This is a genomic window from Geodermatophilus amargosae (assembly GCF_041028265.1).
In the GTDB taxonomy this organism is placed as follows: Bacteria; Actinomycetota; Actinomycetes; order Mycobacteriales; family Geodermatophilaceae; genus Geodermatophilus; species Geodermatophilus amargosae_A.
The window spans coordinates 130,467-154,373 of record NZ_JABGCW010000010.1 but is presented as its reverse complement, the minus strand read 5'-3'; the positions used below and the strand labels follow the sequence as shown (position 1 = coordinate 154,373).

Here is a 23,907-nt window from a genome sequence, read left to right as displayed (position 1 = left end):
CCTCAGGGCTCCGGCAGGGTGAGGACCTCGGCTCCGTCGTCGGTGACGGCGATCGTGTGCTCGCTGTGCGCGGTCCGGCAGCCCGTCGAGCTCCGGAGCGTCCAGCCGTCGGGATCGGTGACGAGCTCGTCGGTGTCGGCCATGACCCACGGCTCCAGGGCCAGCAGGAGCCCGGGGCGCAGCCGGTAGCCTCGACCGGGCCGGCCGGAGTTCGGGACGTGCGGGTCCTGGTGCATCGTCGAGCCGACGCCGTGACCGCCGAACTCCGTGTTGACCCGGTACCCCGCCTCGCCGAGGACCGTGCCGATGGCGTGCGAGACGTCGCCGATCCGGGCTCCGGGGCGGGCCGCGGCGATCCCCGCGCCGAGTGCCCGCTGGGTCGCGCTGATCAGCGCGACGCTCTCCGGGGGCCGCGAGTCGCCCACGAGGAAGCTCACGGCGGAGTCCGCGACGACGCCGTCGAGGGAGACGGCGAGGTCGAGCGTCAGCAGGTCGCCGTCGGCGAGCGTGCGGTCGTGGGGCAGCCCGTGGAGCACGGCGTCGTTGACCGACGTGCAGATGTGGTGGCCGAACGGCCCGCGCCCGAAGGACGGCGCGTAGTCGACGTAGCAGGACGTCGCCCCGGCCTCGGCGATCATGGCCTGGGTCCAGCGGTCGACGTCGAGCAGGTTGGTGCCCACCGCGCAGCGGCTCCGCAGCGTCTGCAGGATGCCGGCGACCAGCGCGCCGGCCGCCCGGGCGCGCGGCAGCTCCGTCGGCTCCAGGATCTCGATCATCCGGCGTCCTCCCCGTGTCGCCCGCGACTTCCCGGTAAGACTATCCCGGTACTAGAATCGGCGTCATGGTCAGGTTGCCGCTCACCCCGGCCGAGGTCGAGCGCGGACGGCGCCTGGGCGCCCTCCTGCGGCGTGCGAGGGGCGAGCGCTCCATGCTCCACACCGCGCTGGCCGCGGGGGTCTCACCGGAGACCCTCCGGAAGATCGAGTCCGGCCGCGTCGCCACTCCGGCCTTCCCGACCGTCGCCGCGATCGCCGACGTCCTCGGCCTGTCCCTCGACGGGCTGTGGGCGGAGGTCAACCGGTCCGGCGCGGGGCAGCGCCTGGTCTCGTAGGTCCCGGCGTCCGGTCAGGACGGCCGGGACGCGAGCAGGGCGTCGCAGACGTCGACCAGCCGCTGCCTCAGCGGGGCGGCGCGCGCGGCGAACTCCCGCTGCGCGACGACGTAGGCCGCCCTGCCCTCCGGCGTCTCGACCGGCACCGGCTCGTAGCCGCGGTCGCGCAGGTCGTAGGGCGAGGCGCGCATGTCCAGCTCGCGCACCTCGACGGCGAGGGCGAAGCAGTCGGCCACCAGCTCGCCGGGCACCGCGGGGGAGAGCTTGTAGGCCCACTTGTAGAGGTCCATCGTCGCGTGCAGGCAGCCGGGCTGCTCCATCGCGACCTGCGTCTCCCGCGTCGGCCGCAGCCGGTTGAGCGCCACGGCCGACGGCGTGAAGAAGCGGAACGCGTCGAAGTGGCTGCACCGGATCGGGTGCGACTCCACGACCGCGTCGGTGCCCGCCCGTCCCAGCCGCAGCGGGACCGCGTGCCGCCGCTCGTCGGCGCGGTGCACCATCGCCCACTCGTGCAGCCCGAAGCACCCGGTGTGCGCCGGCCGCGACGCGGTGGCCGCCAGTAGGTCCCGCACGAAGCGCACGGTGGGGGAGCGGTCGGCCAGGAAGGCGTCGACGTCGAGCCGCACGGTCCCGTCGTCGGCGGTCGCGTACCAGCGCCAGGCGGCGTGCGGAGCCGGGCCGTCCGGCGACGGCGCGAGCGCGACGCCGGGGCCCGGGTGCCAGCGGCGCAGCCGCGACGGCGTCTCGGAGTAGTAGGTGAACAGGAAGTCGAGCACCGGGTGCGACTCCCCGCGGCGGCGGCGCTCGCGGTGCGGCGCCGTCCACCACTCCACCCGCGCCTCGTGGTCGGCCGCCCGCGCCGTCCACTCGGCCGCCGGCAGGCAGGGGAGGACGGTGGTCACCGGACCAGGGTAGGAGCCGCCCGGCGTGCGCCCGCGGTGACGTGCGCCTCCGGCGCACCCCGGGCAGGGACGCGCCACGGGCGCACGTCACCCGGGCTCAGGCGTCGGCCTCGGCGGAGGTCAGCCGGTGCAGCCGCAGCGCCAGCTGGACCTCCAGCGCCCGGTCGGGCGCCGACCAGTCCCGGCCGAGCAGCCGGGCGACCCGGTCCAGGCGCTGGGTGACGGTGTTGACGTGCACGTTGAGCACCTCGGCGGCGCGGGCGGGGGAGCCGCCGGTGTCGAACCACGCCCGCAGCGTGGCCACCAGGTCGGTGCCGCGGCGCGCGTCGTAGTCGAGCACCGGCGCCAGCGTGGCCGTGACGAACGCCGGCACGTCCCGCCCCTCGCCCACCAGCAGGCCGACGAAGCCCAGCTCGTCGGCGCTGGCCGCCTGGCCGCCGCGCCCCAGCGCCTCCAGCGTCGAGGCGCACCGCCGGGCCTCGGCCTCCGTACCGGCGACCGCCGCCGGGCCGTGTGCCGGTCCCGCGCCGCCGGCGGTGACCGGCCGCCCGACCGCGGCGCCGACCTCCCTGCAGACCAGCGCCGCGGCGGCGCCGGGCGCCAGGTCCGGCAGGCACAGGACGACCCGGCCGTCGCGGATCCCGGCCAGCCCCGCGCGCGTGGCGGCCAGGTGCGCCGCGGCGGCCAGCGCCCGCCCGCGGCAGCGTTCCTCGACCCGGACGACGACCACCGCCTGCGGCCGGTCGAGGTCGGTGCCCAGCCGGCGGGCCCGCTCCCGCAGGCCGTCCGGGTCGCGCAGCGGCGCGCTCAGCAGCTCGTCGAGCAGCTCGCCGCGCACCCGGCCCTCGGCCTCGCTGGCGGTGCGGCGGATGAGCAGCAGCAGGGCGGTGACCAGCGCCGCCCGCTCGAGGATGCGCTGGTCGGCGTCGGACAGGTCGCCGGCGCGCTGCAGCACCAGACCGCCGAGCAGGTCGTTGCCCACGGTCACCGCCGCGGTCCACCACTCGCCGTCGCCCACGGTGCGCCCGGTCGACCGGGCCAGGCCGAGCGCGGCCGCCGGGTCGGGTGGCAGGGCGCTGCCGGGGACGTCGGAGGGAGTGGGCCGGCCCTCCTCGTCGAGCACGGTGATCCGCCCGCCGAGGGCCTCGGTCACCGCGGCCGCCACGCCCTCGACGCCGCCCCCGCGCAGGACGACGTCGATGAACCGGTCGTGCGCCCCCGCGGCCCGCTCGACCGACTCGGTGTGCGCCCGCAGCTCCCGGGTGGCCGCCGACAGCTCGTCGAGGGCCGTGCGGGTCTCCTCGAGCAGCCGGGCGTTGTCGATGGCGATCGCGGCGTGGGCGGCCAGCGACCCGAGCAGCGCCACCTCGGAGCGGTCGAACGTCCGCTCGGTGCGGTCGGCGGCGTAGAGGACGCCGATGACCTGCGACCCGCGGATCAGCGGCACGCCGAGGATGGCGACCAGACCCTCCTCACGGACGCCGCCGTTGATGTCGTCGGTGTGGTGGAACCGCGCGTCGGTGAAGTAGCTCGCCGTCGCGTACGGCGCGGCCGTCTGGGCGACCAGCCCGCCCAGGCCCTCGCCCATGGTCAGCCGCAGCGCCTGGAAGCGGGCCGAGACCGAGCCGTCGGTGACCCGCATGTAGGTGTCGCCGCGGGCGTCGTCGTTGAGCGTCAGGTAGGAGACGTCGGTGCCCAGCAGCTGGCGCGCCCGGCGGACGATCGCGGTCAGCACCGAGTCGACGCCGCGCAGCGTGGCCAGGTCGCTCGCCGTGTCGAACAGCGCCGACAGCTCCGACTCGCGGCGCCGGCGCGCGGCGAAGGCGGCGCGCACCTGCAGCGCGATCAGCCGCACCCGCTCCAGCTCGGCGAGGGTGTCGGGGTCGGCGCCACCGGCCCGGGCGCGCACCAGCGGGCCCTCGTACTCGATGGCCGCGGCGTCGTCGAGGACGAGCTGCAGGTACTCGGCCGCGGCCGAGGGGACGCGCGGCGCGCGTCCGGGACCGTCGGCGGGCAGCGCTGCGGTCCGGGTCACGAACGGCATCCTCCCCGGCCGCGTCAGTGGGCGGTCCACCCGCCGTCCATCCGCAGCGACGTGCCGGTGACCGAGGTCGCGGCGGGCGAGCACAGCCAGGCGACGGCGTCGGCGACCTCGGCGGGCTCCATCAGCCGCTTGAGCGCCGCGGGCGCCAGCATCACCTGCTCGACCACCTCGTCCTCGGAGATCCCGTGGGTGCGCGCCTGGTCGGCGATCTGCCCCTCGACCAGCGGGGTGCGCACGTAGGCCGGGGCCACGCAGTTCGACGTCACGCCGTGCGGGGCGCCCTCGAGCGCGACGACCTTCGACAGCCCCTCGAGCGCGTGCTTGGCCGTCACGTAGGCGGCCTTGAAGGGCGACGCCCGGTGCCCGTGCACCGAGCTGACGTTGACCACCCGCCCCCAGCCCCGCCGGTACATGTGCGGCAGCGCGCCGCGGACCAGCCGGAACGGCGCCTCGACCATCAGCCGCTGGATGGTCGAGAAGACCTCGACCGGGAACTCGTGCAGCGGCGCGACGTGCTGGAAGCCGGCGTTGTTGACCAGGACGTCGACGTCGAGGTCGAGCGCGTCGACGGCGGCCAGGTCGGTCAGGTCGACGGCGAGCGCGCGGCCCCCGACGGCGCGGGCCACCTCCTCGGCCGACGCGCCGTCCCGGTCGACGACGACCACCTCCGCCCCGGCCCCGGCCAGCCGGGACGCGACCGCGCGCCCGATGCCCGAGCCCCCGCCGGTCACCATCGCCCGCCGCCCCTGGAGGTCCTCCGCGCTCATGGCCGGGACGCTAGGCCGCGGCGGCAGCGCCTGTCACGGCGCCGGACCACACAGCTGACGCCACCCGGGTGGGCGCGGGCCACACCGACCACGGTGACACGGGACACCCCTGACACGTGTCAGGGGTGTCCCGTGCGCACGTCCGCGCAGGTCGTGAGGGACGGCACCTGTGCCGGGCGCAGTCCGGCGGGAGCGTGGGGACGTGCCCCGGAGGACCGGCCCGCCACGGGCCGGCGGGGCACGAGGAGGAGGCCCCGTGCAGCTCACCCGCCCGCGTACCGACGTCGACCCCCGCGGGGACGCCGTCCGCCCCGCCGTCGAGGTCACCGACCTGCGCCGCCGCTACGGCGACGTCGAGGCCGTCCGCGGCATCAGCTTCGAGGTCCACCCCGGCGAGGTCTTCGCGCTCCTCGGCGTCAACGGCGCCGGCAAGACCTCCGCGCTGGAGGTGCTCGAGGGGCTGGCCCCGGTCTCCGGCGGCACCGTCCGCGTGCTCGGCGCCGACCCCGTGGCCGACCGCGCCGCCGTCCGCCCGCACCTCGGCGTGCTCCTGCAGTCCAGCGGGCTGCCCGCCGACCTCACCGTGCGCGAGACGGTCCGCCTGTGGGGCGCGACCCTCACCGGCGCCCGTCCCGAGGACGAGGCGCTCGCCCAGGTCGGCCTGACCGGCCGCGCCGACGTCCGCGTGCGCAGCCTCTCCGGCGGCGAGCGGCGCCGGCTCGACCTCACCCTGGCGCTGCTGGGCTCCCCGCGGGTCGTCGTCCTCGACGAGCCCACCACCGGCCTGGACCCCGAGAGCCGGCGGACGGTGTGGGGGCTGGTGCGGCAGCGGGTGGCCGAGGGGGCCGCCGTCGTCCTCACCACCCACCACCTCGAAGAGGCCGAGGAGCTCGCCGACCGGATCGCGGTCATGCGGGCCGGCCGCATCGTCCTGTCGGGGACCGCGGCCGAGATCGCCGCCACCCAGCCCGCCACGATCCGCTTCACGATGCCCGCCGGCGCCCCCGCGCTGCCCGCCGTCCCGGGGGCCGAGGTGGTGGCCGCCGCGCCACGCGTGGAGCTGCACACCCGCGCGCTGCAGCCGGTGCTCACCCGTCTGCTGGCCTGGGCCGACGCGCACGGGCTCGTCCTCGGCGGGCTGCAGGCCCGCGCCGCGTCCCTCGAGCAGGCATTCCTCGCCGTCGCCGACGGCGCCGACCCGTCCTGACCCGTCCCTCCCGAGAGCGAGGAGCTCCGCCATGACCACCCTGACCACCCCGGCCGCCGCGGCCGCCGCGCCCACCCGGCTGCGCCGCACGCTCGCCCTGGCCGGCGCCGAGACCCGGCTGCTGCTGCGCAACCGCACCGCCGTCGTCAACTCGGTGCTGCTGCCGCTGTTCCTCGTCGCGTTCGTGCCCGTCGCCGGGCTCGGCGGCCACGGCCCGGTCGGCCCCCGCATCGCCGTCACCGCGTTCGCCGTGACGCTGGTCTTCCTCACCTACTACAACCTGGTGACCACCTACGTCGCCCGCCGCGAGGAGCTGGTCCTGCAGCGGATGCGCAGCGGCGAGCTCACCCCCGGCGAGGTGCTGCTGGGCACCGCCACCCCGACGCTGCTCGTGACGGTCTCGCAGGTGGTGCTCGTCCTGGCCGGCACCGCCGTCATCGGGGAGTGGTCGGCGCCGGCCGACGTCGTCCTGCCCGTGGTGGCCCTGGTCGGCGGGATGGTGCTCATGACGCTGCTGGCCGCGGCGAGCACGTCGTTCACCCGCACCGCCGAGAGCGCGCAGATCACCACCCTGCCGCTGGTCGTGCTGGCCTCGGTCGCCTCCGGCGTGGTCGTCCCGCTGTCCGCCTTCCCGGACCAGGTGGCGCAGGTGATGCGGCTGACGCCCATCGAGCCGATCGTCGAGCTCGCCCGGCTCGGCCTGGTCGGGCAGACCTGGGACGGCCGGGCGGTCGACTGGGCCGGCGCCTGGGCCGCCGCGCCGCAGCCGCTGCTGGTCCTCGCGGCCTGGATCGCCGTCGCCGCCGTCGTGGCGCCCCGGGTGTTCCGGTGGGCGCCCCGCCGGTGAGCGGTACGGCCCGCGGCGGTCGGTACGGCAGCATGGGTGCCGTGCCGACCGTCGCACGCTGGTGGCGCACCCGCAGCGACCCCCAGCGCATCGAGCTCTACACGCGCTGGTCGTACTACTCGGTCCTCGTCACGCTGCCCGTCTTCGTGCTGCTGGCCGTGGCCCCGGACTGGGCGAGCGACTCGCGGTGGCTGCCGATCCTGCTGGCCGCCGCCACGCTGCTCACCGCCGCGGCCGCCCTGGAGCTCACCCGGCGCGGGTTCGCCGACCGCGCCGCACCGCCCGACCGGGGAGCGCTCGCCGTCGCCGTCGCCGCCGGTCTGGCCACCATCGGGACCGCCCTGGCCGTGACGGCCGAGGGCCCCTCGCCGGCGATGTCCTGGGTGGCCGGCCTGGTCGGCGTCGAGGTGCTGCTCGCGCTGTCGGTCAGCACGGCCACCCGCTGGCTGCTCGCCGGCACGGCCGTCACCGCGCTGCTCACCACCGTCGTCGCGCTGCTGGACGGCAACCCGCCCCTGGCCGCCGCGGTGCTCGGCACCTCGATCGCGGTGGCCGTGGCCTCGATGACGCTGGCCTTCCGCTTCACGGTCTGGATCCTCGACGTCGTGGTCGAGATGGACCGCAGCCGCGGTGTGCAGCTGCAGCTCGCCGTCGCCGAGGAGCGGCTGCGCTTCGCCCGCGACCTGCACGACGTGATGGGCCGCAACCTCTCGGCGATCGCGGTGAAGAGCCAGCTGGCCGGCGAGCTGGTCCGGCGCCAGCGGCCCGGGGCGGCCGACGAGGTGGCCGACATCAGCCGGATCGCCGAGCAGTCGCTGCGCGAGGTCCGCGACGTCGTCCGCGGCTACCGCGGCACCGACCTCGCCGGGGAGCTCGCCGGCGCCCGCTCGGTGCTGCGCGCGGCCGGCATCGCCTGCACGGTGACCGGCGAGGAGGCCGGCGCCGCGCTGCCCGAGCCGGTGCAGGTGGCGCTGGGCTGGGTGGTCCGCGAGGCGGTCACCAACGTGCTGCGGCACAGCTCGGCGGGGGAGTGCGCGGTGACGCTGACCGCGGGGGACCCGGTGCAGCTGCGCGTGGAGAACGACGGCGTCGGCTCCGGCGGCGGAGGCGGCCGGGGCAACGGCCTGCGTGGGCTGTCCGAGCGGCTCGCGGCCGCCTCCGGGCAGCTGTCCGCCGGGCGGGAGGGCGACCGGTTCGTCGTCGTGGCCCGCGTGCCCGTGCGCGCGGTGGAGGAGGTGCGGTGATCCGGGTCCTGCTCGCCGACGACGAGAACCTGATCCGCTCGGCGCTGGCCGCGCTCCTGGCGCTGGAGGACGACGTCGAGGTGGTCGCCGAGGCGGCCTCCGGCAACGAGGCGCTGGCCATGGCGCGGGCGCACACCCCCGACGTCGCGGTCCTCGACCTGCAGATGCCCGACCTCGACGGGATCAGCGTCGCCGCGCAGCTCGGGTCGCTGGTGCCCGGCTGCGCGGTCGTCATCGTCACCGGGCACGGCCGCGCGGGGCACCTCAAGCGGGCGCTGGCGGCGGGCGTGCGGGGGTTCCTGCCCAAGACCGTGGCCGCGCCGGTCCTCACCGACGTCGTCCGGACCGTGGCGCGCGGCGGGCGCTACGTCGACCCGGAGCTGGCCGCCGAGGCGATCAGCGCCGGTGACAGCCCGCTGACGCCGCGCGAGGCCGACGTCCTGGAGCTGGCCGCGGGCGGCGCCCCCGTCGAGGAGATCGCCGCCCGCGTGCACCTGTCACCGGGGACGGTTCGCAACCACCTGTCGTCGGCCGCGGGCAAGCTGGGCGCGGTCAACCGGCACGCCGCGGTGGAGGTCGCCCGCCGCCACGGCTGGATCTGAGCCCGGGCGGTCCCGGGGCGGCGCCGTCAGCCGGCCTGGTTGCCGCCGCGTACCACGGAGTCGTCGCGCTGGGCGTCCTCGTCGGTGGTCAGGGTGACGTCGCGCTCGCCGCCGTCGGGACGGTCCTCGCCCGGGACGCCGTCGACCATGTTGCTGTTCGTCGGCCCGTCCGAGGTGTCGGCGGACTCGCCGTAGCCGCTGCTGTCGGTCTCGCTCATCGGTTCGCTGCTCCTCGAGAACGGGGGGTGGGGTCCTCGACCTCGCCGGACGCACCGGCACCCCGGGCGCGGGCGACGTCGCTGTCGGCGCCGGCGGGCAGGTCGTCGTCGTGGGCGGCGTCCCGCGCGATCGCCTCGTCGGCGGTGAGCGGCACGTCGTCGAACGAGGACCCGGTGCTGCTGTCGTCACCGGTGGCCGACGCGGTCGGGACGTCCTGCTGGATGCGGTCGCTGCCCTGGGGGTCGCTCACCGTGGCCTCCTGTCCGACGCTGTCGCAGAGGCCATGCCCGCCGCCGTGTCCGCGAAACGGCCGGCGGCCGCCTCCCCCGGGCGGGGAGGCGGCCGCCGGTGGGGTCGCGAGGCTAGAAGGCGGCCTCGGGGACCTCCATCAGCGCGTTGTCGGTGGCCTCGACGATGGCCCGCTCCCCGGCCAGGCGCGGCAGCACCTGGGTGGTGAAGAAGCGGGTGGCGGCGAGCTTGCCCTCGTAGAACAGGCGGTCCTTCTCGCCGACCTCGCCGGCCAGCGCGGCCAGGGCGACCTCGGACTGGCGGACCAGCAGCCAGCCGGTGATGAGGTCGCCGGCGGCCAGCAGGAGACGGCTGGTGTTCTGCGCGACCTTGTAGAGCGAGGTCATGTCCTCCTGCGCAGCGGTCAGGTGGCCGAACATCGCGGCGAGCATCCCCTGCACGTCCTGCAGGGCGGCCGCCAGCAGCGCCCGCTCCTCCTTGAGGCGCCCGTTGCCCGCCTCGGCGTCGATCGTGCCCTGGATCTGCTCGGCCACCCAGGTCAGCGCGACACCGCCGTCCTTGACGATCTTGCGGAAGAAGAAGTCCTGCCCCTGGATCGCCGTCGTGCCCTCGTAGAGGGTGTCGATCTTGGAGTCGCGGATGTACTGCTCGATCGGGTAGTCCTGCAGGTAGCCCGAGCCGCCCAGGGTCTGCAGCGACTCCTGGGTGAGCAGCTGGGTGGCCCGCTCGGAGCCGAAGCCCTTCACGATCGGCAGCAGCAGGTCGTTGACGCGGGCGGCGAGCCCGGCGCGCTCGCCGTCGCCCTCGCCGGCGGCCTCGGCCTCGGTGACCTGGTCGCGGAAGCTCGCCGCGTACAGGTACAGGGCGCGCATCCCCTCGGCGTAGGACTTCTGCAGCATGAGCGAGCGGCGCACGTCGGGGTGGTGGGTGATGGTCACCCGCGGGGCGTCCTTGGAGGTCGCGGTGAGGTCGGCGCCCTGGACGCGGGTCTTCGCGTAGTCGAGGGCGACCTGGTAGCCGGCCGACAGCGTGGCGATCGCCTTGGCGCCCACGAACATGCGGGCGTGCTCGATGACCTTGAACATCTGGGCGATGCCGTCGTGCACCTCCCCGACGAGCCAGCCCTGGGCCGGCACCGGGCCGTCGCCGAAGGTGAGCTCGCAGGTCGTGGAGACCTTGAGGCCCATCTTCTTCTCGACGTTGGTGACGTAGACGCCGTTGCGCTCGCCGAGGGCGCCGGTCTCGAGGTCGACGTGGAACTTGGGGACGACGAACAGCGACAGGCCCTTCGTGCCGGCCCGCGCGCCCTCGGGGCGGGCCAGGACCAGGTGCACGATGTTGTCGGAGAGGTCGTGCTCGGCCGAGGTGATGAAGCGCTTGACCCCGTGGACGTGCCACGAGCCGTCGGGCTGCCGCACGGCCCTGGTGGTGCCCGCGCCGACGTCGGAGCCCGCGTCGGGCTCGGTGAGCACCATCGTGGCGCCCCACTTGCGCTCGAGCATGAGCTCGGCCATGCGCTTCTGGTCCGGGGTGCCCAGCTCGTCGAGGATGGCCGCGAACGCGGCACCCGAGCCGTACATGAACACGGCCGGGTTGGCGCCGAGGATCATCTCGAAGGCGGCCCAGGTCAGCACGTGCGGCGCCCCGAAGCCACCGAGGTGCTCGGGCAGGTCGAGCCGGTACCACTCGCCGTCCTCGATCGCCTTGACGGACCGCTTGAACGACTCGGGGAGCGTGACCGAGTGAGTGGCCGGGTCGAACACCGGCGGGTTGCGGTCGGCGTCCACGAAGCTCTCGGCGATCGGGCCCTCGGCCAGCCGGCGGATCTCGGCGAGCACGCCGCGGGCGGTCTCGGCGTCCATCTGCTCGAACGGTCCAGTGCCGAACCGGTCCTTGGTGTCGAGGAACTCGAACAGGTTGAACTCGAGGTCCCGCAGGTTCGCGGTGTAGTGGCTCATGGGGCGCTGGCTCCGTTGCTCCGTACCGGTGGACGGCGAGTCCGTACTCGTCGGTAACAAACGCTATTACCGACGGGTAACCGCGGGCAAGGGAACAGCCCGGGACACGCCCTGAGGGGTCAGGTGGTCCCGGGCCGGACGCGGCGGGGTGCGGTCAGCGACTGCGGCGGCGGGCGCGCATCACCGCACCGGCCAGCGAGGCGATCAGCGCCCCGAGCACCGCGGCGATGAGCAGCGCCAGCACGAGGGGCGCGTCGACGTCGGCGAAGACGAGGCTGATCTGCACGGTCTGCCCGTTGAACACGACGAACAGCACCAGGATCACCGTGACGGCGATCAGCAGGGCCAGCGCCAGGCCCAGTCCGGCCGTGCGGCCGGCGGCGCGGGCGCGGGACGGGCCCCCGGGCCGGTTCGAGGCCGGCGGGGTGGCGGGCGGGTTCGAGGCCGGCGCACCTGTCCCGTACGGGGCGGCGCCGGTCGCGAACGGGTCGGTACCCGGCGCGGAGGGCCGGGGCTCGGCAGGCGTTCCGGGAGTGGTCACACCGGTGGTCTGTCCCCCCGGCACGCTGCTCAAACCGGGCGTGCGCGCCCGGTCAGTCGCGGTGGGCGGCCGGTTCGGTCTCCGCGGGCGGCCAGGAGGGACCGGCCGCGCCGTCGGCCGGGCCGGTCGCCTCGGGGCCGTCGGAGTCCGGCGCCGGCGGGCCCGAGGTGGCGCTGCCGAGGGGGCCGACCGAGCGCGGCTCGTCCGGCTCGGGCATCTTCTGCTCGCGGGTGCTCACCGCACCGAGTCTGCGTGCCGCCCGCCCGACCGGCGACCGGGGCGTTCAGTCCGACAGTGCGGGGCCCGCCTCGTGCGCGGGGTGCCCGGCCGTGCGCTCGCGCTGCTTCATGCGCGCCTCGAGCACGTGCCGGTCGCCGCCGGAGAGCTCGGCGCGGGCCCGCTCGTCGAACGCACGGAAGACCGACCAGTAGTTGTCGTCGAAGTCCTCGACGACCTGGAACGTCCACCGGTCGGCAATGACGTTGCGGCCGACCAGGTCGCGGTCGAGGTCGTCGGCGAGCCGGGCGTGCCCGGCCTCCCGGAAGAGCGCCACGGCCTCCTGCACGAGCCGGTCGGCCTTGCCGGAGTGCTGGTGGAAGCCGTAGAGCTGACCGCGGGCCTGCTCCATGGTCTCGAGGGCCTCGGAGAGCCTGCCCAGGCCCTCGACGGTGGTGTCGTCCAGGTCGGGGCGGCTGCGGTCGGCGGTCACCGGCCCATCCTGGGGTCGGGGGACCCGGGCCGCCCGGCGAGCGGCGGGCGGGCCCCGAGTGGCCGGTCGGGCGGAGGAGGCCCCGTCAGGCGGAGAAGACCTGGCCGGCCGCGGACTCCGCGACGGCGAGGTCGACCAGCCGCTCGGCCAGCTCGCGCCCGTGGGCGGCCGGGCCGTCGGGGCCGAGCAGGCCGCCGGAGAGGTACATGCCGTCCATGATCAGGTGCACCTGCGCGGCGAGGTCCTCGCCCCTGCCGGGGGCCACCTGCTCGGCCAGCCGCTCGAGGCGGGCGTGCAGCTCGAACTTGTAGTCGGCGGCCGCGCTGCGAGCCGGGTGCGACGGGTCGTCGTACTCGCTGCTCACGTTGGTGAACGGGCAGCCGCGGAAGCCCACGCGGGTCACGTCGCCCTCCACGTACTCGACGACGGCGAGCAGCGCGGCACGCGGGTCACCCTCGAGCAGCACCAGGATCTCGTCGATGTGACCCAGCACCGTGGCGGCCTTGCGGGCGAGGTAGGCGCCCACGAGCTCGTCCTTGCTCTTGAAGAGCCGGTAGACGGTCATCTTGCCGAGGCCGGTCTCGCGGACCAGCTCGTCCATGCCCACGCTGCGCGAGCTGCGGGCGGAGAACAGCCGCTCCGCGGTGTCGAGGACGATGGCCTCCCGCTCCGTGCGGCTGCGGCGGACCGGGGAGGGGCTGTCGGCGTCGGCGTCGGCGTAGGAGAGGGCGGCGGCGGTCACACGGGCGATGGTGCCGCCTGCCGTGACGGATCAGTTCGCGGCACGCCGGGCGCACGGCACGGCTGCGCGCTCCCGGGTGCAGAGGGGCGAACGCGCAGGTCGGGGCGGTGGGGGAGGGTGGGACCGCTGTGACGACGGCCCGCCGTGCTCAGGCGCGGCGGATGCGGCGGGGGTTGGCCAGGAGGCGGGCGACGCGCTCGGCCACGGCCTGCGGGGAGCCGGGGTCCTCGGCCGGCGGCGCGCCGGGGGTGTGGTCGACGGTCCGGTCCTCGCGCTGCTCGTCCTCCATGCGGACGAGCCTGCCCCGCTCCCCACCCGCGGGAACAGACCCGAGGGGGGCATCACACCCTCCCGGGTGGTGGGCGCCGCACCACCGCCGCCGTCGTCCTGACCGTCCTCCGCGCGTCCCGGCTCAGCGCCGGCGCCGAGCCAGGACACGGCACGAGCAGCTCTCCTGATCGTGCCGCGCCCCGGGCGGGACGGGTCCGTCCCGGTTCAGACGTCGGGGGTGTCGGCGGGGCCGTCCTCGGTCGGCCGGCCCTCGGCGGGGTCCTCGGAGCGCGGGGTGCGGCCGGCGTCGGGCTCCTCGCCGGGCGGGTCGCCCTCCGCGCGCTCAGGGCTGCGCGGCGGCCGTTCGGGCTCGGTCACGGCGTCCTCCTCGGGATGCGGCGGTGTGGTCACCGACGGCCTTGCCCACCTGTGCGCCGCCGAACCCCGGGGAGGTCCACGCGCGTGGCCGCGGGCACCCGCGGCAGCGCCTCCGCGACGGCGGCGGCGTCGGGCAGGGCGTCCCGGGCGCCGGGCCCGGTGGTCGACAGCGCCGCCGCCGCGACCGCCTCACGCACCGCGCCGGCCAGGTCCGTCCCCCGCGCCAGGGCGGTGCCGAGCGCTCCGGAGAAGCAGTCGCCCGCGCCGGTGGTGTCCACGGCGTCGACCGGTGGCGGCGCCTGCAGCAGCACGGGCCCGTCCTCCGGCACCACCAGCGCACCGCGGTCGCCCAGGGTCACCACCGTGGCCGCCGCGCCGAGCGGGCGGGCGAGCACGGCGAGTTCCGCCGGCGTCCGCGGTGCCGGGTCCGCGCCGGCCAGCTGCACCAGCTCGTGCTCGTTGGGCACCAGGACCGTCACCCGCCGCAGCAGCTCCGGCGGCAGCGGCTGCGGCGGTGCCGGGGTGAGGACGACGGTGCCCGAGGCCGCGTCGGCCGCCGCCTGCACGGTGGCCAGCGGCACCTCGAGCTGCAGCAGGACCACCGCGGCGCGCTGCACGGCCGGGACGTCGACGTCGTCGGGCGCGAGCGCGGCGTTGGCTCCCGGGACGACGACGATGAGGTTCTCCCCGCTGCCGTCCTCGACCGGGATCGTCGCCGAGCCGGTGGGGTGCCCGGGCGTGGCCAGGACCAGCGCGGTGTCCACGCCGGCGTCGGCCAGCGCCGCCCGCTGCCGCTCTCCTGCCGGGTCGTCGCCCACCCGGCCGACCATCGCGACCCCCGTCCCGGCCAGCCGCCCGGCGGCCGCGGCCTGGTTGGCGCCCTTGCCGCCGGGCGCGCGCACCGCCTCCCGGCCGACGACGGTCTCGCCGCGGCCCGGCAGCCGACCGACGGCGACCAGCACGTCCTCGTTGAGGCTGCCGACGACGGTGACGGACACGGGCGACCTCCGGGGAACGCGGCGACGACGGCGTCTCAGTCTGCGGGGCGGCCCTCGTCCTCGTCGGGGCCGCCCGGGTCGTCGTCCGGGTCGTCGTCCGTGTCGTCGTCCGTGTCGTCGTCCGTGTCGTCGTCCGGGTCGGGCTCCACCCCGCGTGCCCACAGCGGCAGCGCGTACCAGGTCAGCACGCCGACGAGCAGCACGGATCCCCCGCCGGCGACGCCCGGCCCGCGCCCCAGGACGACGTCGAGGACGAGCAGCACGCCGCTGCCGATCGCCAGCACGAGCAGCGCGAGGCCCACCAGCAGCAACCGGTCGGCCACCGTGATGAGCACCGCCTTGCGCCGTCGCCGGAAGACCAGCCGGTGGAACGGCACCGGCGCGATGAGGACCACCGTGGCCAGGGCCGTGGCCAGCAGCGTCACCGTGTAGACGCCGAGCTGGAAGTCGTCGAGGTCGGCGAAGCGCTGGGTGAAGGCCAGGCCCAGCAGGAAGGCGAAGAGCACCTGCACGCCGGTGATGGCCACCCGCAGCTCCTGCAGCAGCTCGGCGAGGTTGCGGTCGAGCACCTGGTCGAGCGTCTCGCCGCGGGCCCGGGCGGTGCGGGCGGCGGCCGCGAGGTCCGGGCGGCGGGCCCGCCGCCGTCTCGTCCCCGCCCGTGCCGCGTCCACGGGCACGGCGTACCCGCCGCGGTGATCCCGCGACACCCGTTTCCCGAGGTCGGCGGCGCGGTACCGCCCCGGGAGGACCGACCGAGGAGGGGCCGTGGCCGACGACGACAGGGACACCATCCGCGCCGAGTTCGGCGAGGCGGTGAACATGAGCGCCTCGGAGCTGGAGGAGTGGCTGCGGACCGACGAGTCCCAGGCGGTCGGGCAGAAGAGCGACGGCTCCGGGGAGTCGACCGGGCACGAGTCGGGACGGCGGATCGTCGAGATCCTGCGCACCAAGAAGGACGACCTGACCGACGACGACCTCGCGCACATGCGGAAGGTCCACGGCTACGTCCGGCGCCACCTGGCCCAGGAGCCGGCCAAGGAGGACGTCGAGACCTCGAAGTGGCGGTACTCCCTCATGAACTGGGGCCACGACCCGCTGAAGAAGAAGTAGCGGCCCGCCGGTGCGCCTCGACGACCCGCGCCGCAACGACCCCGACCAGTACGACGACCTGGCCGACCAGTGGTGGGAGGCCTCGGGCGGCTTCGCCATGCTGCACTGGCTGGCCGCCTCGCGCGCCGGGCACATCCCCCCGGCCGGGCACCCCGGCGCGCTGCTCGTCGACCTCGCCTGCGGCGGCGGGCTCATGGCCCCGCACGCCGCCGGATTGGGCTACCGGCACGTCGGCGTCGACCTCAACGCCGCGGGCCTCGCGGTCGCCGCCCGGCACGGCGTCGCCGCGGTGCGCGGCTCGGTGCTCGCCGTCCCGCTGCGCGACGGGTGCGCCGACGTCGTGGTGGCCGGCGAGGTCCTCGAGCACGTGGAGGACGACGTCGCGGTGCTCGCCGAGGCCGCCCGGCTGCTCAGGCCCGGCGGGACGATCGTCGTCGACGCCATCGCCGCCACCCGGCTGGCCGAGGTGGTCGCCGTCCGGATCGCCGAGCGCCTGCCGGGCGGGCCGCCGCCGGGCATCCACGACCCCGCGCTGTTCGTCGACCGCCGCCGGCTGCTGGCCGCTGCCGACCGGCTGGGCCTGGACCTGCGGCTGGTCGGCCTGCGGCCCTCGCTGCGCGACGTGGTCGCGTGGCGGCGCGGGCGGCGCGACGTCGTCCGGATGCGCGAGGTGCCGGTCACGGCGGTGCTGTTCGCCGGCTACGGGCGTAAGCGCGACGCTCCGCGTCCGCCGGGTGACGTCGCGCGACCCGGAGAGCGTGCGACCGCTCCCGCACGTACGGTCGGGGCGTGACCTCCTCCCTGAGCAGCGCGAACACCCGGGGACCCCGAGGATGAGCACGGCCGTGCTGACCGGCGCCGGCGCGGCCCTGCCGGCGACCCTCGACCAGGACGCCGCGTGGGAGGGCTTCTTCTCCCGCCACTACGACGGCGTCCGCGCCGCCCACCGCATCTGGGCCGGTGCGGGCGTGCGCACGCGGCACGCGGTGGCCAACCCCGTCGACGAGGACCTGAGCCAGTGGGGGACCGGCGCGCGCATGGCGCGCTACGTCCAGGAGGCCCTGCCCCTGGGCAAGCAGGCGGTCGCCGGCGCGCTCGACGCCGCGGGCCTGGCGCCCGGCGACGTCGGCCTGTTCGCCGTGGCCACCTGCACCGGGTACGCCACCCCCGGCCTCGACGTCCGGCTGGCCAGCGACCTGGGCATGCCGCCGGGCCTGCAGCGGCTGCTGGTCGGGCACATGGGCTGCTACGCGGCGATCCCCGGGCTGGCCGCGGTCGGCGACTTCGTCACCGCCCGCTCGCGCCCGGCGGTGCTGCTGTGCTGCGAGCTGACCAGCCTGCACGTCCAGCCGGCGGTGCGGGACCTCGACCAGGTGGTCGCGCACGCACTGTTCTCCGACGCCGCGGCGGCCGTCGTCGTCGAGCCCGGTGCCGGCCGGGGACGGCGGCTGGCGGGCGTGGTCGCGCGCACCGACCCGTCGACCTCCGACCACATGACCTGGGACGTCACCGACCTCGGCTTCCGCATGGGCCTGTCCCCGCGGGTGCCCGACGTCCTGTCCCGGCACGTGGGCGACGTCGTCGCCGAGCTGCTGGACGGCGCCGGCCTGCGGGTCGAGGACGTCGCCGGCTGGGCGGTGCACCCCGGCGGCCCGCGCATCCTCGACGTCGTCCGGGACGAGCTGGGCCTCGCCGAGGCGGACGTCGCGGCGTCGCGGCGGGTGCTGGCCGAGCACGGCAACTGCTCGTCGGCCACGGTGCTGCTCGTGCTGCAGGAACTCGCCGACGTCGACGGCCCGGTCGTCGTCACGGCCTTCGGTCCGGGATTGACCCTGTACGCAGCGCTACTGCTGCCTGCCTGACCTCGCGTATCGACCCGGTCCGGCACTACCCTCTGTGATCGCGATCACGATCCGAGAGGGGAGTCGCCCATGGCCACCGGTGGGTCCGTCCGGGTGTTCCTGGTCGACGACCACGAGGTGGTGCGCCGCGGCGTGGCCGAGGTGCTCGAGGACGACCCCGCGCTGGTGGTGGTGGGCGAGGCCGGGAGCCTCGCCGAGGCGCTCGCGCGGGGCCCGGCGGTCCGGCCCGACGTCGTCGTCGTGGACATGCGGCTGCCCGACGGGGACGGCGCCGAGGTCGTCCGCCGGCTGGGCGAGCGGCTGCCGGGGGCGCGCTGCCTCGTGCTGTCCAGCTACGCCGACGAGGACGCGGTCGCGGCGGCCGCGGCGGCGGGCGCGGCCGGGTACCTGGTCAAGCAGGTGCGGGGCGCCGATCTCGTCTCGGCGGTCCGGATGGTGGCGGCCGGCGGCACGCTGCCCGGCTGGCCCGGGCGGCGGCCGGGCGCGGGTGGCGACGGCGACCGGCGGGTGGCCTCGCTCACCGAGCAGGAGCGCACCGTCCTCACGCTGATCGGCGAGGGCCTGACCAACCGGCAGATCGGTGAGCGGATGGGGCTGGCCGAGAAGACGGTGAAGAACTACACCAGCCACCTGCTGGCCAAGCTGGGCCTCGAGCGGCGCACCCAGGCCGCCATCCTGGCCACCGAGATGCGCGGTCGCCGGCCCTCCTGAGGGAGGTCAGGAGGCGCGCAGCCCGGGCACCGTCCAGGTGACCTCGGTACCGGCCGGCCCCCCGGCCGCGGTGAGCCGTCCGCCGCGGCGCTCGGCCCGCTCGGCGAGGTTGGCCAGCCCGCTGCGCACGGTCACCTCGGGCAGTCCGCGGCCGTCGTCGGCGACCCGGACCGTCACGGGCGAGCCGCCGGCGTCGTCCTCCGCCTCGACGGTGACCTCGACCCGGCTGGCCCCGGCGTGCCGGACGACGTTGGTGACCAGCTCCCGCACCACCGCCATGAGGTCGGTGGCCAGGCCGGAGGGCAGGCCGTCGAGGTCGCCGCGCAGCCGCAGGCCCGGCTGCACCCCGGAGCCGTCGGTCACCTGCCGGACGGTGTCGGCCAGTCCGGCGGCCAGCCCGGCCGGCGCGGCGTCGTCCTGCAGGCCGAAGATCGCCGAGCGGATCTGCTGCATCGTGGCGTCGAGCTCGTCGACGCTGCGCCCCACCCGCAGGGCGGCGTAGGGGTCGACGTCCTCGAGGGCCCGGCCGACGCGGTCCAGCGACAGCGCCGTCGCGTAGATCCGCTGCACCACGTGGTCGTGCAGGTCCCGGGCGATCCGGTCGCGGTCGGCCTGCACCTGCAGCCGGCGTTCGCGCCGCTGGCTGCGGGCCAGCTCCAGGGCCAGTGCCGCCTGGGCGGCGAAGGCCGACAGGTCCTCGAGGACCTCGGTGTCGAACGGCTCGCGGTCGGCCCGCCGCAGGCAGGCGAGCGTGCCGAGGGACGGGCCGAGCGGGACGATCACCGCCGACCGCGCGCCCCGGGAGATCTCGACGGCGACCTCCGCGTGCCGGCCGAGGACGGGGTCGGCGCTGACGTCCTCGACGAGCTCGCCGACCCCGGTGCGGTGCACGCGGCCGACGTGGGTGTCCTCCAACGGCACGCGCACCCCCTCGAGCCGGCCGGACATCCGTCCCGCCGAGGCGACGATCGTCAGCGCCTCGTCGTCCCCCTCCTGGGCGACCAGCAGCGATCCGCCGTCGGCGTCGCTGAGCGCGACCGCCCGCTCGGCCACGGTGAGCAGCACCTCGCGGGGGTCCTGGCCGGAGAGCAGCGCGGTGGACACCTCGGTGGCCGCCTGCACCCACGCCCGGCGGCGCTCGGCAGCCTCGGCGAGCCGGGCGTTCTCGACGGCGAGGCCGGCGACCGCGGCGAGGGCCAGCACGGCCTCCTCGTCGGCCTCGGTGAACGCGCCCCCGGAGCGCTTCTCGGTGAGGTAGAGGTGGCCGAAGACCGCGTCGCGGACGCACACGGGCACCCCGAGGAAGGACTGCATCGGCGGGTGCCCCGGAGGGAAGCCGACCGAGGCCGGGTGCGTGCTGAGGTCGGCGAGCCGCAGCGGCTCCGGGTGCTGGACCAGCAGGCCGAGCAGCCCCTCGCCGGCCGGGAGGCGCGCGATGCCCTCCCGGGCCCCGTCGTCCATGCCGACGATGACGAACCGGTCGAGGCGCCGCCCGTCCCGGGTGAGGACGCCGAGGGCGCCGTAGGTCGCGTCGGCGTGCGCGACCGCCGCCTCGACGATGGCACGCAGCGTCGCCTCGAGGTGCTCGCCGGCCGCGGCCGCGCGCACACCGGCGGCCAGGGCGGGCGGGAGGTTCTCCGGGTGGGGCGGGGTCACGGCCCGTCCGGAGGGGACCTGCTGGGTGCGGGGCACTTCCCGTCCGGGGCTGCTCACGCTCCCGTGCTCACGCGCCGCGCGCGAGGCGGCCGGGGTGGCGCGGCGGGACGTGCCGCAGCAGGGCGCGTCCCGCGCCGGCCACGAGGACGAGGTCCCCGCCGCGGCCGGCCGCGGTCAGGGCCTCGAGCACGGGGCGCTCGACGGTGGCCGTGCGGATCCGGCCGGTCACGCCGGTCTCGGCGATCGCACGGACGACCTGGGCCTCCACCCGCCCGATCGCCGTGGCCCGGACCCGGTCACCGGCCGGGCGCTGTCCGGGCAGCGGCCCGTCCGCGGGGTCGACGACGTCGACGGCGAGCACGGTGCCCTCGCGGCGGGCGGCCTCACGCAGCGCCCACACCAGGGCGCCGTAGGCGGCGGCCGAGCCGTCGACGTGGACGACGAGCGAGGGCGCGGGCCGGCGGGACAGCTGGGGGACCAGCCGGACCGGCTCGACGGTGGGCACGGACCGGTCCTCCGACGGAACAGGAGCGGTCGGATCGGCCATGGCAATGATCCTGACGACACCCTGCCCGTTCGGACAGGGACCAAGGGCCCGGCGTCGCGGATCCGCGCCGGTCAGGGCGGTGCCGGGTGCGGTGCCGGCCCATCGGTCAGGTCGTCGGCCGGCTCCCGGTGACCACCGTGGCGCCGTCCTCCTCGGGCTCGTGCACGTGCGGGTGCAGTCCGCAGGCGGTGAGCGCGGCGGCCAGGACGGGCGCCTGCTCCTCGCCGACCTCGGCCAGCAGCACTCCGCCGGGGACCAGCCAGGCCGGCGCTCCCGCGGCCACCCGGCGGTGCACGTCGAGCCCGTCCCCGCCGCCGTCGAGGGCGGTCCGGGGCTCGTGCAGCCGGGCCTCGGGCGGCAGCAGGTGCAGCGCGGCGGTGGGCACGTAGGGCGCGTTGACCACCAGGACGTCGATCCGCCCGCGCAGGTCCCCCGGCAGCGCGTCGAACAGGTCGCCACCGTGCACCTGCCCGCCCACGGGGGCGAGGTTGCGCCGCGCGTACGGCAGCGCCGCGGGGTCGACGTCGGCGGCGTGCAGGGCGGCCAGGTCGACGGCGGTGGCGAGGGCCAGCCCGACCGCGCCGCAGCCGCAGCACAGGTCCACGGCGACCGGCGCCCGCCCGGTCCCCTCCCGGACCCGGCGGGCCGCGTCGACCGCCCGGTCCACCAGGGCCGCGGTGCGCTGGCGGGGCACGAAGACGCCGGGGCCGACGGCGATCCGCAGGCCGCAGAACTCGACGGTGCCGAGCAGGTGCTCGAGCGGCTCGCCGGCCACCCGCCGCCCGGCCAGGTCCTCGAGTCCGGCCGGCGTGGTCGCGGCGGCGGCGAGCAGGCGGGCCTCGTCCTCGGCGAAGACGCACCCGGCGGCGCGCAGTCGCGCCACGAGGGCAGGAGGAGGGGACGGCGGCTCGCCGGCCGTGCCCGGCGTCAGACGCACGCGAGCACGGACCGCAGGGGCGCGGGGACCGCCGGGGGCCCGAGCCGTTCGGGATGGCCCGTGGCCACCAGCGCGAGGTGCCGCCGGAGCGCGGTGGCGCCGCCCATCGGGACGACGCGCACCCCCTCGGCAGGGAGGTCCCGCCCCTGACCCCGCGCGGCGGCCATCACGGCCTCGCGGTCGCTGGTCCCCTCGACGAGCAGCACGGCCCGGACGGCAGTCGGGAGCTGCGCGGATGCGGCCACGGACGGACCGTCCCACGAGGGGGGCGGCGGGGCGACCGGGTCGCCGGCCGGGCGGAGGAGAGCGGGTGACGAGAATCGAACTCGCACTGTCAGCTTGGGAAGCTGATGTTCTACCATTGAACTACACCCGCGGTGATGCTCTGACCTGCGGTTCTCTCTCCGCAGACCCGGGTGCCGGGCCGGTCGAGCAGTCGCGACGAGAGTACACGGTGCGTACGCCGCGGTGGGCCCGGGGCGGTCGCCGCCGGAGCGCGTGCCGGGCACGGCGTGCGCGGGAGCGTGAGCTGCGGGTCGCCGGTCCCCTGGTGGGAAAGGACTGGACCGGCTGACGGTCGGGCTCGTAGCTTCCCGTCGGTCGTGACACCGCCCGAGGAGGTGAGACCCGTGGACGCTGGTTCGACGTGGGTGCTCCGCCTCGCCGTCACGGTCGAGCGGTCGACGTAGGGATCGCCGGGAGCGCCTCCCCTGAAGGCACTCCTGGAAGGCGATCCCCATGCCCTCTCCGCAGTCCCCCGCCGGGCGCGCGCCCCTCCCGTCCGACGTGATCGTCGTCGGGTGCGGGCCGACCGGTGCGATGCTGGCCGCCGAACTGCGGCTGCACGACGTACGGGTACTCGTCCTGGAGAAGGAGACCGAGCCCGCGTCGTCCGTCCGCATCGTCGGTCTGCACGTCCGAAGTCTCGAGCTGATGGCGATGCGCGGACTGCTGGAACGCATCCTCGAGCACGGGAGGAGGCGTCCGGCCGCGGGCTTCTTCGCCGCCATCCCCAAGCCCGCGCCCGCGGGCCTGGACAGCGCCCACGCCTACCTGGTGGGCATCCCGCAGCCGGTCGTCGTCCGCCTGCTCGAGGAGCACGCGATCGAACGGGGCGCGCAGGTCCGGCGCGGTCGTGCGGTGGCCGGTCTCGAGCAGGACGACGCGGGTGTGACCGTCGAGCTGGCCGACGGCGAACGGCTGCGTTCGCGCTATCTCGTCGGCTGCGACGGCGGTCGCAGCACGGTGCGCAGACTGCTCGGCGTCGGCTTCCCCGGCGAGCCCTCGCGGACCGAGACGCTGATGGGCCAGATGGAAGCAGGCGTGCCGCAGGAGGAGATCGCGGCCACGGTGGCCGGGATCGGCGGGACCGACGGGCGCTTCTGGCTCCGGCCCTCCGGCGACGGGACCTACAGCGTCGTGGTCCCCGCCGCGGGAGTCGGCGACCGTGCGGAACCGCCCACCCTCGAGGACTTCCGGCAGCAGTTGCGCGCCGTCGCCGGAACCGACTTCGGGGTGCACTCACCGCGCTGGATGTCCCGCTTCGGAGATGCCACCCGGCTGGCCGAACGCCATCGGGTCGGGCGGGTGCTGCTGGCCGGCGATGCGGCACACGTCCATCCACCCATCGGCGGACAGGGCCTCAACCTGGGCGTCCAGGACGCGGTCAACCTCGGCTGGAAACTGGCCGCACAGGTCCGCGGCTGGGCGCCGGACACACTGCTGGACACCTACCAGGCCGAACGCCGGCCGGTCGCCGAGGACGTCCTGGACGTCATCCGCGCGCAGATGGAGCTGTTGTCGACCGGACCGGGCCCGCGTGCGCTGCGCAGGCTGTTCACCGAGCTGATGGACCTCGACGAGGTGAACCGCTTCCTGATCGAGAGGATCACCGCGATCGGCATCCGCTACGACGTCGGCGAGGGGCCCGACCTGCTCGGCCGCCGCCTGCGCGACATCGACGTCGGCCAGGGCCGCCTCTACGGTCTGCTGCACCGCGGCCGCGGCCTGGTGCTGGACCGCACCGGACGCCTGACCGTCGGCGGCTGGTCGGACCGGGTCGACCACCTCGCGGACCCCACCGCGGAACTGGACGTCCCGTGCCTGCTGCTGCGCCCCGACGGCCACGTCGCCTGGATCGGCGACGACCAGCAGGACCTGGACGACCACCTCTCCCGCTGGTTCGGCGAGCCCGCCCCTCGATCTCGCCCCCGCAGCTGCTCGACGGCCCGGGCCGCCCGCGGCGAGGAGCTCCCCCCTCCCGACCGGTCACCACCGGTGTCAGCACACCCGTGAC

General features: G+C 76.3%; 29 protein-coding genes and 1 tRNA gene. 10 read left to right on the top strand and 20 right to left on the bottom strand.

Annotated features, from left to right (window positions below; genetic code table 11):
• Positions 1 to 2: 2 nt before the first annotated feature.
• Entirely contained in the window at positions 3 to 776 is a 774-nt protein-coding gene (gene map / locus HLV61_RS13805) for a type I methionyl aminopeptidase (RefSeq protein ID WP_369256330.1), read from the bottom strand.
• Positions 777 to 841: 65 nt separating this feature from the next.
• Here map and HLV61_RS13800 point away from each other — a divergent pair, with 65 nt between their 5' ends.
• Complete coding sequence (locus tag HLV61_RS13800; protein WP_369256328.1) at positions 842 to 1,111, top strand: helix-turn-helix transcriptional regulator; 270 nt, start codon at positions 842 to 844, stop codon at positions 1,109 to 1,111.
• A gap of 14 nt (positions 1,112 to 1,125) precedes the next feature.
• On the opposite strand, the gene HLV61_RS13795 is transcribed toward HLV61_RS13800, so the two are convergent.
• From HLV61_RS13795 to HLV61_RS13785, 3 genes are all read right to left on the bottom strand, one after another.
• On the bottom strand, positions 1,126 to 2,013 hold the full coding sequence (locus HLV61_RS13795; RefSeq protein WP_369256326.1) for a 3-methyladenine DNA glycosylase: 888 nt from the start codon (positions 2,011 to 2,013) through the stop codon (positions 1,126 to 1,128).
• Between the two features lie 97 nt (positions 2,014 to 2,110).
• Positions 2,111 to 4,057 carry a helix-turn-helix domain-containing protein gene (locus HLV61_RS13790; RefSeq protein WP_369256324.1) on the bottom strand — a complete coding sequence of 649 codons (1,947 nt, stop codon included), beginning with the start codon at positions 4,055 to 4,057 and terminating at the stop codon, positions 2,111 to 2,113.
• 14 nt (positions 4,058 to 4,071) lie between these two features.
• Complete coding sequence (locus HLV61_RS13785; RefSeq protein WP_369256322.1) at positions 4,072 to 4,824, bottom strand: 3-hydroxybutyrate dehydrogenase; 753 nt, start codon at positions 4,822 to 4,824, stop codon at positions 4,072 to 4,074.
• 256 nt (positions 4,825 to 5,080) lie between these two features.
• Here HLV61_RS13785 and HLV61_RS13780 point away from each other — a divergent pair, with 256 nt between their 5' ends.
• The 4 genes from HLV61_RS13780 to HLV61_RS13765 are packed head-to-tail and all read left to right on the top strand — an operon-like array spanning position 5,081 to position 8,724.
• Positions 5,081 to 6,031, top strand: a complete 951-nt coding sequence (locus HLV61_RS13780) for an ABC transporter ATP-binding protein (RefSeq protein ID WP_369256320.1) — start codon at positions 5,081 to 5,083, stop codon at positions 6,029 to 6,031.
• A gap of 31 nt (positions 6,032 to 6,062) precedes the next feature.
• Positions 6,063 to 6,878: an ABC transporter permease gene (locus tag HLV61_RS13775; RefSeq protein WP_369256319.1), complete on the top strand. Its 816-nt coding sequence runs from the start codon at positions 6,063 to 6,065 to the stop codon at positions 6,876 to 6,878.
• A 41-nt stretch (positions 6,879 to 6,919) separates the two neighbouring features.
• On the top strand, positions 6,920 to 8,122 hold the full coding sequence (locus HLV61_RS13770) for a sensor histidine kinase (RefSeq protein WP_369256317.1): 1,203 nt from the start codon (positions 6,920 to 6,922) through the stop codon (positions 8,120 to 8,122).
• Positions 8,119 to 8,724 (top strand): response regulator, encoded by a 606-nt coding sequence (locus HLV61_RS13765; RefSeq protein ID WP_369256315.1) that lies wholly within the window; start codon positions 8,119 to 8,121, stop codon positions 8,722 to 8,724. Before HLV61_RS13770 ends, HLV61_RS13765 begins: the two co-directional genes overlap by 4 nt.
• A 26-nt stretch (positions 8,725 to 8,750) precedes the next feature.
• Here HLV61_RS13765 and HLV61_RS13760 read toward each other — a convergent pair whose 3' ends face one another.
• From HLV61_RS13760 to HLV61_RS13710, 11 genes are all read right to left on the bottom strand, one after another.
• Positions 8,751 to 8,942 (bottom strand): hypothetical protein, encoded by a 192-nt coding sequence (locus HLV61_RS13760; RefSeq protein ID WP_369256313.1) that lies wholly within the window; start codon positions 8,940 to 8,942, stop codon positions 8,751 to 8,753.
• Positions 8,939 to 9,193, bottom strand: coding sequence for a hypothetical protein (locus tag HLV61_RS13755; RefSeq protein ID WP_369256311.1), 255 nt, complete (start codon positions 9,191 to 9,193; stop codon positions 8,939 to 8,941). The genes HLV61_RS13760 and HLV61_RS13755 overlap by 4 nt, the downstream gene beginning before the upstream one ends.
• Positions 9,194 to 9,305: 112 nt before the next feature.
• The gene (locus tag HLV61_RS13750; RefSeq protein ID WP_369256309.1) at positions 9,306 to 11,150 is read right to left on the bottom strand and encodes an acyl-CoA dehydrogenase; all 1,845 of its coding nucleotides are present in this window, start codon (positions 11,148 to 11,150) and stop codon (positions 9,306 to 9,308) included.
• Between the two features lie 154 nt (positions 11,151 to 11,304).
• Positions 11,305 to 11,691, bottom strand: a complete 387-nt coding sequence (locus tag HLV61_RS13745) for a LapA family protein (protein WP_369256307.1) — start codon at positions 11,689 to 11,691, stop codon at positions 11,305 to 11,307.
• Between the two features lie 52 nt (positions 11,692 to 11,743).
• A complete protein-coding gene (locus HLV61_RS13740; RefSeq protein WP_369256305.1) occupies positions 11,744 to 11,929 on the bottom strand; it encodes a hypothetical protein in 186 nt (61 codons plus the stop codon).
• Positions 11,930 to 11,974: 45 nt separating this feature from the next.
• Positions 11,975 to 12,400 carry a hypothetical protein gene (locus tag HLV61_RS13735; RefSeq protein WP_369256303.1) on the bottom strand — a complete coding sequence of 142 codons (426 nt, stop codon included), beginning with the start codon at positions 12,398 to 12,400 and terminating at the stop codon, positions 11,975 to 11,977.
• A gap of 85 nt (positions 12,401 to 12,485) precedes the next feature.
• Positions 12,486 to 13,142, bottom strand: a complete 657-nt coding sequence (locus HLV61_RS13730) for a TetR/AcrR family transcriptional regulator (RefSeq protein WP_369256301.1) — start codon at positions 13,140 to 13,142, stop codon at positions 12,486 to 12,488.
• Between the two features lie 148 nt (positions 13,143 to 13,290).
• Positions 13,291 to 13,431, bottom strand: coding sequence for a hypothetical protein (locus tag HLV61_RS13725; protein ID WP_369256299.1), 141 nt, complete (start codon positions 13,429 to 13,431; stop codon positions 13,291 to 13,293).
• A gap of 206 nt (positions 13,432 to 13,637) precedes the next feature.
• Positions 13,638 to 13,790 (bottom strand): hypothetical protein, encoded by a 153-nt coding sequence (locus tag HLV61_RS13720; protein ID WP_369256297.1) that lies wholly within the window; start codon positions 13,788 to 13,790, stop codon positions 13,638 to 13,640.
• Between the two features lie 29 nt (positions 13,791 to 13,819).
• Positions 13,820 to 14,788: a ribokinase gene (locus HLV61_RS13715; protein ID WP_369256295.1), complete on the bottom strand. Its 969-nt coding sequence runs from the start codon at positions 14,786 to 14,788 to the stop codon at positions 13,820 to 13,822.
• A 35-nt stretch (positions 14,789 to 14,823) separates the two neighbouring features.
• Positions 14,824 to 15,459, bottom strand: coding sequence for a DUF6328 family protein (locus tag HLV61_RS13710; protein WP_369256293.1), 636 nt, complete (start codon positions 15,457 to 15,459; stop codon positions 14,824 to 14,826).
• Between the two features lie 94 nt (positions 15,460 to 15,553).
• Between HLV61_RS13710 and HLV61_RS13705 the strand changes: the two genes are divergently transcribed.
• The 4 genes from HLV61_RS13705 (at position 15,554) to HLV61_RS13690 (ending at position 18,471) form a co-directional block, all read left to right on the top strand.
• Positions 15,554 to 15,898, top strand: a complete 345-nt coding sequence (locus HLV61_RS13705) for a DUF3140 domain-containing protein (protein WP_369256291.1) — start codon at positions 15,554 to 15,556, stop codon at positions 15,896 to 15,898.
• A 10-nt stretch (positions 15,899 to 15,908) separates the two neighbouring features.
• Positions 15,909 to 16,691, top strand: coding sequence for a class I SAM-dependent methyltransferase (locus HLV61_RS13700; protein WP_369256289.1), 783 nt, complete (start codon positions 15,909 to 15,911; stop codon positions 16,689 to 16,691).
• Positions 16,692 to 16,731: 40 nt separating this feature from the next.
• Positions 16,732 to 17,760, top strand: a complete 1,029-nt coding sequence (locus HLV61_RS13695) for a type III polyketide synthase (RefSeq protein ID WP_369256287.1) — start codon at positions 16,732 to 16,734, stop codon at positions 17,758 to 17,760.
• 69 nt (positions 17,761 to 17,829) lie between these two features.
• Positions 17,830 to 18,471: a response regulator transcription factor gene (locus HLV61_RS13690; protein WP_369256285.1), complete on the top strand. Its 642-nt coding sequence runs from the start codon at positions 17,830 to 17,832 to the stop codon at positions 18,469 to 18,471.
• Between the two features lie 6 nt (positions 18,472 to 18,477).
• Here the strand turns inward: HLV61_RS13690 and HLV61_RS13685 are convergent, their stop codons facing one another.
• The 5 genes from HLV61_RS13685 to HLV61_RS13665 all read right to left on the bottom strand — a co-directional run bounded on the left by HLV61_RS13685 (position 18,478) and on the right by HLV61_RS13665 (position 21,987).
• Positions 18,478 to 20,127 (bottom strand): GAF domain-containing sensor histidine kinase, encoded by a 1,650-nt coding sequence (locus tag HLV61_RS13685; RefSeq protein WP_369256283.1) that lies wholly within the window; start codon positions 20,125 to 20,127, stop codon positions 18,478 to 18,480.
• A gap of 67 nt (positions 20,128 to 20,194) precedes the next feature.
• On the bottom strand, positions 20,195 to 20,632 hold the full coding sequence (locus tag HLV61_RS13680) for a universal stress protein (protein ID WP_369256281.1): 438 nt from the start codon (positions 20,630 to 20,632) through the stop codon (positions 20,195 to 20,197).
• A 148-nt stretch (positions 20,633 to 20,780) separates the two neighbouring features.
• Positions 20,781 to 21,611: a putative protein N(5)-glutamine methyltransferase gene (locus HLV61_RS13675; protein ID WP_369256279.1), complete on the bottom strand. Its 831-nt coding sequence runs from the start codon at positions 21,609 to 21,611 to the stop codon at positions 20,781 to 20,783.
• The gene (locus HLV61_RS13670; protein WP_369256277.1) at positions 21,602 to 21,856 is read right to left on the bottom strand and encodes a TOPRIM nucleotidyl transferase/hydrolase domain-containing protein; all 255 of its coding nucleotides are present in this window, start codon (positions 21,854 to 21,856) and stop codon (positions 21,602 to 21,604) included. Before HLV61_RS13670 ends, HLV61_RS13675 begins: the two co-directional genes overlap by 10 nt.
• 60 nt (positions 21,857 to 21,916) lie before the next feature.
• A tRNA-Gly gene (locus HLV61_RS13665) sits at positions 21,917 to 21,987 on the bottom strand.
• Between the two features lie 362 nt (positions 21,988 to 22,349).
• Here HLV61_RS13665 and rox point away from each other — a divergent pair.
• Complete coding sequence (gene rox, locus HLV61_RS13660) at positions 22,350 to 23,906, top strand: rifampin monooxygenase (protein ID WP_369256275.1); 1,557 nt, start codon at positions 22,350 to 22,352, stop codon at positions 23,904 to 23,906.
• Position 23,907: the final 1 nt, after the last annotated feature.